The organism is Actinomadura sp. RB99 (assembly GCF_014706005.1).
In the GTDB taxonomy this organism is placed as follows: Bacteria; Actinomycetota; Actinomycetes; order Streptosporangiales; family Streptosporangiaceae; genus Spirillospora.
On the sequence record NZ_JABMCA010000126.1, the window covers coordinates 1 to 14768 of the forward strand.

Consider the following 14768-nt stretch of genomic DNA (forward strand, 5'->3'; position numbering starts at 1 on the left):
GAACGCCGCCGAGCACTCCCGCAATGGCTGCACACCTACAATCACCACCGCGGCCACACCGCACTCGGCGGCCAACCACCCGCCAGCCGCGTCCCCAACCTCACGGGACAGAACAACTAGCGCGCCGGGCGGGCGGCGGTCCGCCCGCCTCCGCCGCGCAGCCGCATCAGCACCACCCCGTACATCCGGTCCGCCGGGCACGGACCCCACTGCTTGGAGTCCTCCGAGCGGGGGTGGTCGCCGCGCAGCACCAGCATGCCCGGCGGGACGCGGCCGGTCCCGTCCCCCGGCACCCAGGCGGGCACCGGGTCGCCGGCCGCCGCGACGACCCGCTTGACGTACCACCCGCCGGCCCCGGACGGGTCGGACGGCCCGTCCCACCCCGTGCGCCGGTCGGGCCGCTGGACGACCACGATCCGGCCGGGCCGGGCCCGGCGGCGGTGGCGCAGCACCAGCAGCACGTCGCCGTGGTCCAGGGTCGGGGTCATGCTGCCGCCCCGGACGGTGACGGTGGACAGCAGCAGCCGGGCCGCCAGCACGGCCCCGGCCGCCGCCCCGGCGGCCAGGGCCGAGGCGGCGACGGCCCGGCCCGCGGCCTGGCTCATCCGGCGGTCACCGTGGTCGGCGCCGCCCCGCTCTCACCCGTCGCGGCCCCGCTCCCGCCCGGTGCCGCCACGCCCTCGCCGGGCAGCGGGCCGCCGTCGCCGGGCGCGGGCGCCGGGTCCTCCCGGTAGCCCTCCGCCTGCCGGCCGAAGAGCTTGGCGTAGACCCCGTCCGGGGACGCGATGAGGGAGGCGTGGTCTCCGCTCTCCAGGATCCGGCCGTCCTGCACGACGACGATCCGGTCCGCGCGGCGGACGGCGCTCAGCCGGTGCGAGACCAGGACGCTGGTGGAGCCCGCGCGCAGCTCCCGCAGCCGGTCGTGCACCGCCGCCTCGGCCTCGGCGTCGAGGCCGGAGCTGGGCTCGTCGAGGATCATCAGGTCGCGGCCCCGGCGCATCAGCCCGCGCGCGAGCGCGAGGCGCTGCCACTGCCCGCCCGAGAGGTGGACGCCGTTCGCCCGGGCGGCCTCCCCGTCGCCGCCTTCCTCCTCGTCGCCGGCGTGGAACAGCCGGCTCAGCATCGTCGCGTAGCCGGCCGGCAGCCGCTCGACGGTCTCGTGGACGCCCGCGCGCTCGGCGGCGGCGCGGATCCGCTCCGGGTCGTCGATCGCGTCGAGGTCGCCGAGGCCGATGTTCTCGGCGGCGGTGAGGTCGTAGTCCATGTAGTCCTGGAACACCGCACCGATCCGGCGGCGCAGCTCCTCGACGGGGACGTCCCGGACGTCCACCCCGTCCCACAGGACGGCGCCGCGCTGGGGGTCGTAGAACCGGCAGAGCAGCTTGACGAGCGTGCTCTTGCCTGCGCCGTTGAGCCCGACCACGGCCAGGCTGGTGCCGTGCGGGATGGTCAGGTCCAGGCCGCGCAGCACCCACGGCGCGTCCTCGCTGTAGCGGAACCAGACGTCGCGCAGTTCGATGGCGTGGGCCAGCGGGGCGAGGCGGCGGTGCCGGGCGGGCGCGGCGAGGTCGTCCCCGGTCCCGACCACCGTCAGGTAGTGGTGGAAGACCAGGGCGGACTGGTGCCCCATCGCGATGCCCTGCACCAGCGCGCCGAGCCCTGACTGGAGCCCGGCGAGGGCGCCGATGAAGACCGACACGTCGCCGACGCTGATCGTCTTCTGGGCGGCGGCGTGCACGGCCCAGAGCAGGCCCGCGGCGGCCAGCAGCGCCCCGAGGGCGGCGAGGAGGACCTGGACGCGCACGACGCCCCGCTCCAGCCGGTCCTCGGCATCGTTGGCGGCGCGCAGCTCGGTGAGCATCCGGCCGTGCAGGAACCCGCCCAGGCCGAACAGGCGCACCTCCTTGGCGGCCTGCAGGTCGGTCAGCAGCATCTGGTAGAAGAGCTTGCGCCGCAGGCCGGGGCTGATCCGCCACAGCAGCCCCGCCCGGCGCCGGCCGAGCGCCAGATGGGCGACCATCGCGGGCACGGCGGCGGCGAGCGCGGCGCCCGCCATGACCGGGTTGATCGCGATCAGCGTGCCCAGGAACCCGGTGACGCCCAGGGAGCCGCGCAGGGTCGTCAGGCCCATCTGGACGAGCTGGTCAGGGGCGTTCTCGGCGGACTGCTGGGCCAGCCGCAGCCGGTCGTGGAACCGCGGCTCCTCCAGGCGCGCCAGCCCGTTCATCCGGTTGACCGCGCCGAACAGCCGGTCCTGCGAGAGCAGGCCGACGGCGCGCCGGGCGCGTCCCTGCGCGTACGCGGCGACGGCCGAGGACGAGGCCATCACGATGCCCAGCGCCCCGATCCCGGCCGCGACCCACAGCAGCGCCCCGGGGCGGGGGCGGGCGGCGGTGAGCTCGTCGAGCGCGACCTTGGTCAGCCAGGCGGTGGCGACCGGCGCCGTCCCGTCGAGCACCGCCATGGCGAGCTGGAGGAGCAGCATGCCGGGGCAGGCCCGCCAGGCGAGCGCGTACGCCTCCTTCATCGCGCGGGCGACGGAGGCGCGCGGCTCCGTCGCGCCCTCCCCGCCGCCTCCACCGTCGCTCACGGCGCCGCGGTCCCGGCGGCCGGGGCCGCGCTCCCGGCGGCCGGGACCGCGCTCCCGGCGGCCGGGGCCGGGGCGGCCTCGCGGAGCCCTTCCAGGCCGACGCTCGCGGCGGTGGCGACGCCGTCCGGGCCGTAGTGCGCGAACCCGGGGTAGAAGCGGACGCCGAAGGCGGTGCCGACGGGCGCGTCGAGGGGCTCGGGCACCACGTGGTCCGCGACGCCGGCGAGCCGGGCGGCCAGGTCGCTGCCGGCCGCGTCGATCCCGACCACCGTGGCGAGGACGCGGCCTCCCGCGTCCCGCACCCGGCGGGCGTGCTCGGCGAACTCCGGCACGCTGTCGTCGCAGCCCGGGCAGTCCAGCGACAGGAAGGCGAGCAGCGCCGGGCGCCCGGCCAGCCCGTCCGTGGTGACCGTGGTGCCGGCGGCCGTGGCCGCGGTGAACGCGGGCATCCGGTCCCCCGGCGCGATGCCCAGGTCCGGGGCCCCGCCGGACGCGCCCGGACCGTGGTGGCGGCCGGCCGGCGGCATGCTCAGGCGGGCGCGCCAGCGGCGCAGCACGGCCGCGGTCAGCGCGACGTTCAGCGCGGTGAGCGCCACGACCAGGACGAGCCCTGCGACGAGGTAATCCACGGATGTCCTTTCCGGCTCCGGCGCCTCACCGGCCGTGGCCCCCGGCGGCGACCGGGGACCGGAAGAGCGCGGCGATGTCGTCGACGAAGACGGTCAATGTGGTGAGCAGGGCCGCCGAGGACACGGCCAGCGCGATCCCCGGCACGTCGCCGGGGACGCCGCCGCCCCGCGACAGCGCGACGACCGCGCCCAGGCACGCCGCCGCCAGCAGCACCGCGTTGCGCGCGATGTGCCAGCCGCCCATGGGCTCGCTGCCGGCGCCGAAGCAGGCGCAGGTCACCCGCTTCCCGCGGGCGACGACGGCGACGGAGACGGCCGTCAGCCCGCAGCAGAACAGCGCCGCGGCGGCGAAGCCGGCGGTGACGGTGGCGGGCACGGCGAGCAGCAGCGCGATGAGCAGCTCGGCTGCCGGGACGAGCACGGACAGCGGGCGGCGCAGCGGCGCCGGGACGAAGCCGAAGTCGCCGAGGGAGGCGGCGAACGCGCCCGGCGAGCGCAGCTTGGCCACCGCCGCCAGCGTCATCACCGCCACGAGGGTGAGGCGGCAGGCGAACGATACGTACAGCACGGATGCTCCCGGGGAAGTGGTGCGCGAGCGCGCGCGGCCGCTCATGGTGCGGCGGTCCGCGCGTCCAAGGGCGCCCGGACCGCGCGGCCGCCCCGGCGAGGGTGCGGCCGCGCGGCTTCAGGCGGGTGTCACGCGTTCCGGCGGGGCATCAGCAGTAGTTCATGCTGTAGCTGTACCAGGCGCCGCAGTGCGTCTTGCAGTCGCCGCTCGTCGAGCAGGTGCGGCCGAAGCAGACACCGCCCATGATCTTGTACTCCATCCACGAGTCCGGCGGGCAGCCGGCGTCCGCGGTGGCCGTGGGGAGCAGGGCCTCGACGGCGCGGGTGACGCGCCGGGTCACGCTCTGGAGCATGGTTCCTCCTTGGGGTGGTGGGGGGACTGATTCCGCGCACGGGCGGCCGCCGCCGGGTCAGGGGTCGGACACGGCGGGCTGAGCCCGTGGGGCATGGGGGGTGCGGTCGGCTTGCCGGGGGCTAGGGGGCGACGAGTTCGGTCCGCAGGGCGGCGACGCCCACGCCCGCCGAGGTGACCATTCCGTTGCGGTCGTACCAGGCGTAGGTCGGGTAGTGCTTGGCTCCGTAGCGCCGCGACAGCTCGGCCTCCGCGCCTTCGGCGATCACGATGTCCATCGCGTCGCCGAGCATCGCGGCCAGCTCGCTGCCGGCGGCGCCGTCCCCGTGGACGATCGCCAGGGACGTCCCGCCGGAGGCCCGCAGCCGCTCGGCGTGCCCGGCGAAGACCGGCACGGCGTCGACGCAGGCCCGGCAGGTCAGCGAGAAGAACCCGACCAGGGTCTCCGTGCCGAGCAGCGTCCGCTCCGTGACGGCGGTGCCGTCGACGGCGCGGGCCGAGAAGCGGGGGATCCGGTCGATCATCCGGACGTCGGTGAAGGTCCCGGCGGCGGGGAGTCCGCCGGCGGCCTCCAGGGCCCGCCACCGGCGCAGGACGACCAGGAGGATCGAGAGGTTCACCGCGCCGACGACGCCGGCGAGGACGAGCGCACCTACAGCGAGATTCACGACATGCGTCCTCTCCCAGAACCGTCGGGAACGGGTGGGCCGCGGCCACGCGTACATGATCACCGACCGGTGATCACGGAGCAATTGGCGGATCTTGTCAGGAATCAGGCGGGGATTCGGCGAGGAGTTCCGCGACGGCCTGCAGGGCGAGGACGTACGACATCATCCCGAAGCCGGCGATGGTCCCGGTGGCGACGCCCGCGACGACGGAGGTGTGGCGGAACTCCTCGCGGGCCGCCGGGTTGCTGATGTGCACCTCGATGAGCGGCGCCGTGCGCTGCGCCAGGGCGTCGCGCAGCCCGTAGGAGTAGTGGGTGAACGCGGCCGGGTTGAGCACGACCGGGAGGCGCTCGTCGGCGGCCTCGTGCGCCCAGCGGATCAGCTCGGCCTCGTCGTCGGTCTGCCGGACGTCCACGCTGAGGTCGAGGCGGCGGCCGGTGTCGCGGCACAGCGCGGCGAGGTCGGCGAACGTCGTCGAGCCGTACACGTCGGGCTCGCGGCTGCCGAGCCGCCCGAGGTTCGGCCCGTTCAGCACCAGCACACGCGTCATCGTGAGACCTCCCTGTAGGCGGCGGCGAGGAGGTCCTCGTCGGGGCCCTCCAGGCGGCCGGGCTCGGCGAGGCCGTCCAGGACGACGAACCGGAGGGTGGCGCCGCGCGACTTCTTGTCGATGGTCATGGTGGCGCGAAGCCCGTCCCAGTCGGCGGCGTAGGAGACGGGCAGGCCGACGGAGGTGAGCACGTCGCGGTGCCGCCGGACGACGTCGGCGGGCAGCCGGCCGGCGAGGCGGGCGAGCTCGGCGGCGTACACCATGCCGATGGCGACGGCGTGGCCGTGCCTGAACTTGTAGTCCTCGGCCTTCTCGATGGCGTGCGCGAGCGTGTGCCCGTAGTTGAGGATCTCGCGCAGGCCGCTCTCCTTGAGGTCGGCGGAGACGACGTCCGCCTTGACCCGGATCGCGCGCTCGACCAGCTCGCGGGTGTGCGGGCCGGTGGGGGACGCGGCGCCCTCCGGGTCGGCCTCGACGAGGTCGAGGATCACCGGGTCGGCGATGAACCCGGCCTTGATGATCTCGGCGAGGCCGCTGATGTAGTCCTCGTGCGGCATCGTGACGAGGGTGGCGAGGTCGCACAGGACGCCGGCGGGCGGGTGGAAGGCGCCGACGAGGTTCTTGCCCTCGGGGACGTTGATGCCGGTCTTGCCGCCGACCGCCGCGTCCACCATGCCGAGCAGCGTCGTCGGGACGAGGACGGACCGGACCCCGCGCAGCCACGACGCCGCCGCGAACCCGGCGAGGTCGGTGGTGGCGCCGCCGCCGACGCCGACGACGGCGTCCGTGCGGGTCATCCCGGCCCGCGCGAACGCCGACCAGAGGCCGGCGAGGACGCCGACCTCCTTGGCGGCCTCGCCGTCCGGGACGGGCAGCGCGCGCACCGCGTACCCGGCCTCCTCCAGGGCGCCGCAGACCGGGCGCGCGATCTCGGGGAGCCCCTCGGCGTGCACCACGGCGACGGTGCGGGCGCGGTCGCCGACAATCGCGGGCAGTTCGGCGAGGACGCCGGTGCCGATCACGACGTCGTAGGGGTCGGCGCCGCCGACGCGGACCCGCGCCGAGGTCATGCCGCCTCCAGCGCCTTGACGATCTCCTCGACGATGTCGGCGGGCTCGCGCCCGTCGGTGTCGACGTGCACGGTGCCGAGCCGCTCGTAGACGGGGAGCCGCTCCTCCAGGAGCTTGCGCATCTGGCTGCGCGGGTTCAGCACGAGGAGCGGGCGCGCGGACGCGAGCCCGACCCGCTTGATCGCCTCCGACAGCCCGACCCGCAGGTAGACGACGGTGTGCCCGGCGAGCAGCTCCTGGGTCTCGGCGGCGAGGACGGCGCCGCCGCCGAGCGCGACGACGCCCTCGTGCTCGGCGAGGGCCGCCGCGACGGCGGCGCGCTCCAGCTCGCGGAACCGGTCCTCGCCGTCGTCGATGAAGATCTCGCCGATCGGCTTGCCGGCGGCCGCCTCGGCGTCGGCGTCGGTGTCGCGCAGCGGGACGCCGAGCCGCTCGGCGAGGGCGGTGCCGACGGTGGTCTTGCCCGATCCCGGCGGCCCGATCAGGACGGCCTTCGGTCGCGTCATAGTCCGCGGGTCCACTTCACTTGATGGTGAGCGAGGACAGGTATCCCCGCAGGTTGCGGGCGGTCTCCTCGGCCGAGTCGCCGCCGAACTTCTCCAGCGCCGCGTCCGCGAGCACCAGCGCGACCATCGCCTCGGCGACGACGCCCGCGGCGGGCACCGCGGTGACGTCGCTGCGCTGGTTGATGGCCTTGGCGGGCTCGCCGGTCCGCACGTCGACGGTGTCGAGCCGGCGCGGGACGGTGGAGATCGGCTTCATCGCGGCGCGCACCCGCAGCACCTCGCCGGTGGTCATGCCGCCCTCGACGCCGCCGGCCCGGTTGGTGCGGCGGCGGATCCCGTCGGGGGTGTTGTCGATCTCGTCGTGCGCGCGGGAGCCGGGGCGGCGCGCGGTGGTGAACCCGTCGCCGAGCTCGACGCCCTTGATCGCCTGGATGCCCATGAGGATGCCGGCGAGCCGCGAGTCGAGGCGCCGGTCCCAGTGGACGTGGCTGCCGAGGCCCGGCGGGAGGCCGTAGGCGAGCACCTCCACGACGCCGCCGAGGGTGTCGCCGGCCCGCTTGGTCTCGTCGATGTGGGCGACCATCGCGGCGGACGTCCCGGCGTCGAAGCAGCGCACCGGGCTCTCGTCGACGGCGGCGAGGTCGTCGGGGCCGGGCAGCACCCCGTCGGGCGCCTGGACCTCGCCGAGCGCGATCACGTGGCTGAGCACGTCCACGCCGAGGGCCTGCTTGAGGAACGCCTTGGCGACGGTGCCGAGCGCGACGCGCGCCGCGGTCTCCCGGGCGCTCGCCCGCTCCAGGACGGGGCGGGCGTCGTCGAAGCCGTACTTCTGGATGCCGACCAGGTCGGCGTGGCCGGGGCGCGGCTGGGACAGCGGCGCGTTCCGGGCCTGCGCGGCGAGGACGTCGGCGTCGACGGGGTCGGCCGACATGACCGTCTCCCACTTGGGCCACTCGGTGTTGCCGACCTGGATCGCGACGGGTCCGCCGAGGGTGACCCCGTGCCGGACGCCGCCGAGGATCGTCACCTGGTCCTGCTCGAACTTCATCCGGGCGCCCCGCCCGTGCCCGAGCCGCCGGCGGCGCAGTTCCTCGGCGATGTCCCCCGAGGTCACGCGCACGCCGGCCGGCAGCCCCTCCACGATCGCGGTCAGGGCCGGGCCATGGGACTCCCCCGCGGTCAACCAGCGCAGCATGCCGACGATCCTATTGACTCCGCGCACCCGCGCGTGACCGCGTCCACCATCTGAGAGGGTCCGCCATCCGAGAGGCGGGCCGGTGGCGGGCGGGGCGGCGGGGACCGTCAGGTGGACGCGGCGGGCCGGGGGGCCGGCGGTGGGGCGCCGTCCTTCCACGACTCGTGGCGGACGAGGTCGCCGAACGGCTTGCGCAGGCCGCGCAGCCGCGCGCGGTCGGCGGGGGCCAGCGCGTCCGGGTGGGCGCGGCCGACGGTGATGACGCCGACGACGGCGATCTCGGGGGGCATGCCGAGGTAGGCGGCGAGCTCCTCCTTGGCGCGGACGGTCGCGAAGCCGGTGGCGAGCCCCTCGTTGATCGCGGTCAGCTGGATGAGCGTCAGGAGGGCTCCGGCGTCCACCCACCAGTAGGGGGCGGGCCACTCCATCTCCTCGCCGTCGACGAGCTTGTCGGGCTTGGTGTAGCGGGCGTGGTAGTCGTCCTCGCAGATGCCGAGCACCATCAGGACGGGCGCGACCGACAGCCACGGCGGGGCGCCGCGGTCGGTGTAGTAGGACTCCTCGGCCAGCTCGGCGATGCGCGCGCGGGTGGCGGGGTCGGTGACGACGAGGAGGCGGTGGCCCTGGCTGAACCCCGCGCTCGGCGCCCTGCGGACGACGGCGGCGATCCGGTCGACCGTCTCGGGCGGCACCGGGTCGGGGAGGTAGTGGCGCACCATCCGGCGGTTGGCGAGCACGTCGTCGAAGTCCACCTGGTTCCTTTCGGGATGACGGTGTTCCTTCTGGGGATGACGGGTCAGATGCCCTGGCCGAGGCCGCCGTCGACGACGAGGGTGGTCCCGGTGATGAAACCGGCCTGCTCGCCCGCGAGGAACGCGGCGACGGCGCCGAAGTCGGACGGGCGGCCGAGGCGGCCGAGGGGGATGGACGCGGCGACCTCGTCGAGGTCGGGCATCGCCGCGACGGCGGGCGTCCGGTGGTAGCCGGGCGCGAGGACGTTGACGGTGATGCCGGCCGGGCCGAGCTCGCGGACGAGCGTCCGGGCGAATCCGGCGAGCGCGGGCCGGACGGTGCTGGACAGGCCGTAGCGGGGCGTCGGCTGCCGCATCGTCTCCGAGGCGATCATCAGGACGCGGCCGTGGCCCGCCTCCCGCATGTGCGGCAGCGCGGCCTGCACGAGCGCGATGTGGCTGAGCACGCACAGCTCGACGGCCGCGCGGAAGTCGTCCAGGCCCCGGCCGAGCACGGGCCCGGCGGGCGGGCCGCCCGCGTTGGTGACCAGGACGTGCGGGCCGCCGAGCAGGGCGGCCGTGGCGTCCACCCAGGCGGCGGACGCGGCGTGGTCGAGGACGTCGAGCGGGGTGGGGACGACGCGTCCCGGCCCGGCCTTGTCGATCTCGGCGGCGGCGCGGTCGAGGCGGGCGGGGTCGCGGCCGCAGATCGCGACGTCGGCGCCGGCGGCGGCCAGCTCGCGGGCGGTGGCGAGGCCGAGCCCGCTGGTCGCGGCGGCGACCATGGCGACGCGTCCGGTGAGGCCGAGGTCCATCAGACGGCTCCCTCCTGCCGCTCCTGCCGCGACGGCTTTCCGTCCGGCGGGCGCGCCGGGGCGGGCGGGCGCGCCGGGGCGGGGACGAGCGGGTACCGGTAGCGGGCCAGCAGCGGCAGGGCGAGCGCGGTGGAGACCAGCCGGGCCGGGGTCGGCTGCGTGCGGGTCCACGCGTCGTCCTCGCGGATGCGGACGGGGCCGCGCCGCAGCCGGTCCGGGTTGCCGGTGACGGTGTGGTTGACGCCGAGGTCCGCGCGGCCGTCCGCGCCGACGGGCGGGTCCCCGTCCAGCCCGGCGTGCGCCATGACGCGGGCGAGGGACCCGCGCGGATCGGCGGTGAAGTCCTCGTACCGCAGCCGCAGGGAGCGGCGCGGGAACGCGCGGGTGATCCGCTCGGAGGCGAGGTTGAAGCCCGTCCAGTACGCGGTGCTGCGGGCGGCGCCCATCGCGGGGATGTACTCCTTGGCGCGCCGCCACGACTCGGCGGTGGCGCGCGGGTCGCGGACGACGTGCAGGACGCGGGCGTCCACGCCCGGCGCGCCGCACAGCGCGGCGGCCTCGGCGGGGAACTTGCCGGTGTCGACGATCAGCCGGGCCCCCGACTCCTCGGCGATCGCGGTATAGAGCGCGGCGAGGGCGGCGACGGCGGGATGCCCGGCCCGGACGCCGCGCGCCTCGGCGAGGCGGCGGCCGGTGTGCCGGGTGCGCAGCGCGGCCTGCTGGAGGCGGACCGCGCGTTCGGCGTGCCACTCCGGGTCGTCCCCGGCGACGCGGGCGACGACGGCCTTCCACAGCGGGCACGACGCGACGTCGAGTCCGCAGCCGCACAGCGTGTTGGTGCCGCGCCCGAGGACCCCGTTCGTCCACAGGTAGCGGAGCTCGCCGACATGGACGGCGCCGTCGCACTCCCCCAGCAGGTTGCCGAGCAGTGTCGTCCCGCTGCGGCACCAGCCGGTCACGTAGAGGACGCGCACCATCAGCGGCGTCCCGCCCCGACCACCTTCCGCACCGCCGTCACCAGGTGGTCGCGGTCGCGTTCGGTGAGGTTGGCCGACAGGGGGATGTCGACGGTCTCGTCCAGGCGCGCGGCGGTGACGGGGAACTCGGCGCGGGCGCGCGCGGGGTCGGGGAACAGGAACCGCCAGTTCCAGAAGGCGCGGACGTTGGTGTCGCCGGGGTCGCCGAGCGCGCGGGCGTCGATGCCCTCGGCCCGCAGCGCGGCGGCGGTCCAGGCGGTGGCGCCGGCCCCGGCGCCGGGCAGCCGGAACAGCAGCGCCTCGCCGAGGTAGGCGTGGTCGGCGACGGGGCGGCGCAGCGCGATCCCGGGGACGTCCGCGAGCCGCCCGGCGACATCGTCGTAGTTGCGGTGGTGCGCGGCGAGCCGTTCGGGCAGCCGCCGCAGCAGCGCGGACGCCAGCGCCGCGCGGATCTCGTCCATCCGCAGCCCGTAGATGGGGTAGGCGAGGTCGTCGACCGCCGGGGGCGGGCCGTCGAAGTGCCGGGCCATCCGCCCCTCGTAGGCGCCCGAGTAGACGATCGCGCGGGCGTGCACGGCGGGGTCGCGGGTGAGCAGGAACCCGCCCTCGCCGGTGTTCAGCGACTTGTCGGACTGGGTGCTGAACGCCCCGGCGTCGCCGAACGTGCCGAGCGCGCGGCCGTTGAGCCGGGCGCCGAGGGCGGGCACCGCGTCCTCGACGACGGGGACGCCGTGCTCGCGGGCGACGGCGCAGACCGCGTCCATGTCGGAGGCGAACCCGCGCATGTGCACCACGACGATCGCGCGGACCTCGGGGGTGAGGCGGCGGCGCAGGTCCGCGACGTCCAGGTGCAGGTCGTCGTCGCACTCGACGAGCAGCGGGCGGTGCCCGGCCAGCAGGATCGCGCTCGGCGTCGCGGCGAACGTGAACGCGGGGCAGGCGACGAGGGAGCCGGGCGGCAGGTCCAGCGCGAGCAGCGCGAGGGTGATCGCGGCAGTGCCGCTGGCGCAGGTCAGCGCGTGCGGGGCGGCGAAGAACGCGCACAGCTCCCGCTCCAGCCGCCCGGTCCGCGTCTCGGCGTGGGGGCGGTGGTCGTAGCGGAAGTAGAGGCGGGCGCGGACGGCGTCGAGCGCGGCCTCCAGGTCCTCCTCCTCGATGAAGACGTCGCCCTTGTCGTAGGTGGGCCAGGGGTCGGTGCGCACGGGTTCCGCGCCGTCGATCGCGAGCGGTCCCGGCTGAACGTCCACGGTCATGGCGTCTCCTCTGGGGGGAACAGGAGGCTGGCGGAAGGTGCGGGCAGCGCCAGCGCGAGCACCGGCGGGACCTCGGCGGGACGGGCGCGGCGCAGCAGCGCGTACCCGATGCCGGACAGGCCGGCGAGCAGCCCGGGGGCGGGCTCCGGCAGGGCGGTGCGCCAGGCGCCCCGGCGCGGGCGGGGCGCGGTCCCGTCCAGCGCGGCCAGCGCCTCGCCGACGGCGGCCGTGCCGTGGCAGAGCGAGTCGTCCGGCGGGGCGGCGTCCCGCAGGACGGCCGCCGCGACTCCGAGAGATCGTTCCAGCGGCTCCGCGGCCGACGGGTACCGGGCGGCGAGCTCCAGCCGCGCGAGCACGACGCCCGCCGCGCCCTGGCACCAGCCGGGGTCGCGGCCCGGTGCGCGCTCTCCGGCGGCGAGGCTCCGCGCGCGGGACGCGAACCGCGGGTCGGGGCACAGCTCGTCCAGCCTGGCCAGCGCGACGGCCGCGCCGGACGCGCCGTACCCGAACCCCGGTTCGGTGAGGTCGCGGGCGAGGAGCCGCTCGCCGGCGGCCCGCGCGACGCCCGCGAGCTGCTCGCCGGGCAGGACGGCGTGCAGGGCGAGGGCGCTGAGGACCGCGCCCGCCTCCCCTTCAAGGACGTCGCCGGACGGGAGTGCGGGCGGCGGCGACCCGGACGGCGGCGGGAGCAACGCGTCGCGGGCCGCCTCGGCGAGGTCGCGGCGGCCGTGCACGGCGGCGGCGTGCGCCAGGTGGTAGACGGGGCCGAGCGGCGGGACCGTTCCCCGGACCGCTGATGCGGCGGCGAGGCGCACGGCGACCTCGTCGGCGACGCGCTCCGCGAGGCTCTCGACCCACGGTTCGCCGGTCGCGGCCGACAGGTGGGTCAGGAACAGCCCGATGCCGGGGAGCCCGCCGTACAGGCCGAGCCCGGCGGGCGCGACGCGGCGGGTCCGGGCGTCGACGACCTCGACGCCGAGCCACCCGATCCGGTCGCCGGAGCGGACGGCCGCCGCGTCCAGCCGCCGGGCGATGCCGAGCGCGTCGCGCAGCGGATCCCCGGACGGGCGCGGCCCGCGCGCGGACGCAGGGCTGGACGCAGGGCCGGACGCGGGGTCCGGTGCGGAGCCGGGGGCGGGCGGCAGCGCGGCGAGGCTCGCGTCGATGATCCCGATCTGGACGGCGAGGTCGTCCTCGTCCAGCGCGGCGAGCCGGGCGGCGGTCTCCTCCAGCGGCGGGACGGGCAGCACGCCCGCGAGGCGCGTCCCGTCCTCCAGCCGCACGTCCCGGTGGCCGGGGCGGACCTCGAAGACGGGCACCTCCCCGCGCCACAGCGCCGCCTTCTCCGCGGCGACGAGGGCGTCCCGGTGCGGGACGCCGGGCCAGCCGGCGTCGAGGCGGGCGAGGCCGCGCTCCCGCACGGCGGCGTCGCGGACCTCGTCCGGCCGCCAGCTCTCCAGCAGCAGCCGGACGTAGAGGAACGTCGACAGCTGGATCAGCCGCACGGGCACGTCGGCGCAGCCGTCAAGCGGCCCGCCCGGCGCGAGGAGCCCGGTCCCGGCGGAGGCGAGGCGGCGGTAGGCGGCGGTGTAGCCGGCGACGAGCGCGTCGCGGTGCGGGCGCGGGTCGACGGTGCCGCCGCCGGGCAGCCGGAGCCGCCCGGCCGGCGGCGGGACGGTCCGGTAGCCGAGGCGGACCCGCATCCGGTCGGTGCCGGGGTCGTCGGCGAGCGGCGTCGGGATGAGGGAGCGGCGGTCGGGGACGGTGCCGAGCGGGCTGATGTCGACGCCGAAGGGCCGCTCGGTCTCCACGTCCGGCATGACGAGCGGGCCGGGCAGCAGCCCGGTGCGCAGCACGGACGCGTCCAGCCGCGCGGCGGCGGGGTCGCCGAGCCGGGCCCGGCGCGCGCCCGGCTGGGTCCCGGACGTGTGGAACAGCGCCTCCAGGTCGATGACGACGGGGTCCGCTCCCGCCGCGATGACGTTGTCGGCGTGCAGGTCGTAGCCGTGCACCGCGTGGGTCAGCGCGAGCAGCGCGCCCATCCGCCAGAAGAACGCCGGGAGGTCGCCGGGCGCGCAGGGCGCGGGCTCGATGAACTCGCTCCAGCCGCGGTCGCCGCGGTCCAGCAGGCGGGAGCGGCGCAGGGGGTGCGGGACCCCGGCGTCGTTGAACCAGCCGAGGAGCCGGTCGAAGCACAGGTCGACGGCGAGGGAGCGGGGCTTGTGGACGACGGCGGCGCGCTCGAACCGGACGATCGCGACGCTGCGCCCGCCGCGGTGCGTCTCCGCCTGGCCGAACTCGACGCCGGTGAGGGCGCCGAGCCCGCCGGCGCCGCCGAACGCGGCGGCGAGCGCGGGCAGGTCGGCGGCCAGTTCGCGGGCGAACGCCAGCCGCGCCGACACCCAGTCGTCCAGGATCTCGACGACCTGCCGGGCGAGGACGGGGTACACCGCCCAGATCCGCAGCGCCCGTACCGGGTCGGCGAGGCCGCGCACGAAGGCCGCGTACCGGTCGCGGGGCGTTGCGCCGTCCAGGCCGCGGGCGGACGCCGCCGCCAGCTCCTCTGTGAGGGCGGGCTGGACGGCCATGCTGAGCCAGCCGAGCGGCGGCGCGCCGGCGAGCAGGTCCGGCAGGCCGCGCGGGAGGTCCGGGCCGAGGTCGGACAGCAGGCATTCGCGCAGCGTGCGCCGCGCGTCGTCGATGAGCGGGCGGGCCGCCTCCAGCAGCCCGAGGTCCTCGGCGGACCGGGCGCGGGGCGGGCTCTCCCACGCGGTGCGGAACCGGCGGTGCCACTCGGGCTCGGTGTCGCGCGGCTCGCCGGGGCGGGCGGCGCGCCGCCAGGGGACGCCCGCGAGCGCCGGGGCC

General features: G+C 76.8%; 16 protein-coding genes. 1 reads left to right on the plus strand and 15 read right to left on the minus strand.

Annotated features, from left to right (window positions below):
* On the plus strand, positions 1 to 120 hold a 120-nt coding region (locus amrb99_RS47700; protein ID WP_190868731.1), incomplete at its 5' end, for an integrase core domain-containing protein.
* On the opposite strand, the gene amrb99_RS47705 is transcribed toward amrb99_RS47700, so the two are convergent.
* The 15 genes from amrb99_RS47705 to amrb99_RS47775 form a co-directional block, all read right to left on the minus strand.
* Positions 117 to 605: a S24/S26 family peptidase gene (locus amrb99_RS47705; RefSeq protein ID WP_190868732.1), complete on the minus strand. Its 489-nt coding sequence runs from the start codon at positions 603 to 605 to the stop codon at positions 117 to 119. The two genes, amrb99_RS47700 and amrb99_RS47705, sit on opposite strands and share 4 nt — an antisense overlap.
* Positions 602 to 2590, minus strand: coding sequence for an ABC transporter ATP-binding protein (locus amrb99_RS47710; RefSeq protein WP_347257179.1), 1989 nt, complete (start codon positions 2588 to 2590; stop codon positions 602 to 604). Before amrb99_RS47710 ends, amrb99_RS47705 begins: the two co-directional genes overlap by 4 nt.
* Complete coding sequence (locus amrb99_RS47715; RefSeq protein ID WP_190868733.1) at positions 2587 to 3219, minus strand: redoxin domain-containing protein; 633 nt, start codon at positions 3217 to 3219, stop codon at positions 2587 to 2589. The genes amrb99_RS47710 and amrb99_RS47715 overlap by 4 nt, the downstream gene beginning before the upstream one ends.
* Before the next feature lie 25 nt (positions 3220 to 3244).
* A complete protein-coding gene (locus amrb99_RS47720) occupies positions 3245 to 3787 on the minus strand; it encodes a MauE/DoxX family redox-associated membrane protein (protein WP_190868734.1) in 543 nt (180 codons plus the stop codon).
* Between the two features lie 148 nt (positions 3788 to 3935).
* Positions 3936 to 4139 (minus strand): hypothetical protein, encoded by a 204-nt coding sequence (locus amrb99_RS47725; protein WP_190868735.1) that lies wholly within the window; start codon positions 4137 to 4139, stop codon positions 3936 to 3938.
* Between the two features lie 121 nt (positions 4140 to 4260).
* The gene (locus tag amrb99_RS47730) at positions 4261 to 4806 is read right to left on the minus strand and encodes a redoxin domain-containing protein (protein ID WP_190868736.1); all 546 of its coding nucleotides are present in this window, start codon (positions 4804 to 4806) and stop codon (positions 4261 to 4263) included.
* Positions 4807 to 4903: 97 nt separating this feature from the next.
* Positions 4904 to 5356: a type II 3-dehydroquinate dehydratase gene (aroQ, locus tag amrb99_RS47735; protein ID WP_190868737.1), complete on the minus strand. Its 453-nt coding sequence runs from the start codon at positions 5354 to 5356 to the stop codon at positions 4904 to 4906.
* Positions 5353 to 6426: a 3-dehydroquinate synthase gene (gene aroB, locus amrb99_RS47740; protein WP_190868738.1), complete on the minus strand. Its 1074-nt coding sequence runs from the start codon at positions 6424 to 6426 to the stop codon at positions 5353 to 5355. The genes aroQ and aroB overlap by 4 nt, the downstream gene beginning before the upstream one ends.
* Positions 6423 to 6932 carry a shikimate kinase gene (locus tag amrb99_RS47745; RefSeq protein ID WP_190868739.1) on the minus strand — a complete coding sequence of 170 codons (510 nt, stop codon included), beginning with the start codon at positions 6930 to 6932 and terminating at the stop codon, positions 6423 to 6425. The genes aroB and amrb99_RS47745 overlap by 4 nt, the downstream gene beginning before the upstream one ends.
* Before the next feature lie 16 nt (positions 6933 to 6948).
* Positions 6949 to 8127, minus strand: a complete 1179-nt coding sequence (gene aroC / locus amrb99_RS47750; protein WP_190868740.1) for a chorismate synthase — start codon at positions 8125 to 8127, stop codon at positions 6949 to 6951.
* A gap of 107 nt (positions 8128 to 8234) precedes the next feature.
* Positions 8235 to 8879 carry a nitroreductase family protein gene (locus amrb99_RS47755; protein WP_190868741.1) on the minus strand — a complete coding sequence of 215 codons (645 nt, stop codon included), beginning with the start codon at positions 8877 to 8879 and terminating at the stop codon, positions 8235 to 8237.
* A 44-nt stretch (positions 8880 to 8923) separates the two neighbouring features.
* Positions 8924 to 9673: an SDR family oxidoreductase gene (locus amrb99_RS47760; protein ID WP_190868742.1), complete on the minus strand. Its 750-nt coding sequence runs from the start codon at positions 9671 to 9673 to the stop codon at positions 8924 to 8926.
* Complete coding sequence (locus amrb99_RS47765) at positions 9673 to 10650, minus strand: sulfotransferase (RefSeq protein ID WP_190868743.1); 978 nt, start codon at positions 10648 to 10650, stop codon at positions 9673 to 9675. Before amrb99_RS47765 ends, amrb99_RS47760 begins: the two co-directional genes overlap by 1 nt.
* Positions 10650 to 11903, minus strand: coding sequence for an aminotransferase class I/II-fold pyridoxal phosphate-dependent enzyme (locus tag amrb99_RS47770; protein WP_190868744.1), 1254 nt, complete (start codon positions 11901 to 11903; stop codon positions 10650 to 10652). The genes amrb99_RS47765 and amrb99_RS47770 overlap by 1 nt, the downstream gene beginning before the upstream one ends.
* The coding region (locus tag amrb99_RS47775) for a type 2 lanthipeptide synthetase LanM family protein (protein ID WP_190868745.1) at positions 11900 to 14768 on the minus strand (2869 nt) is incomplete at its 5' end. The genes amrb99_RS47770 and amrb99_RS47775, both read right to left, overlap by 4 nt.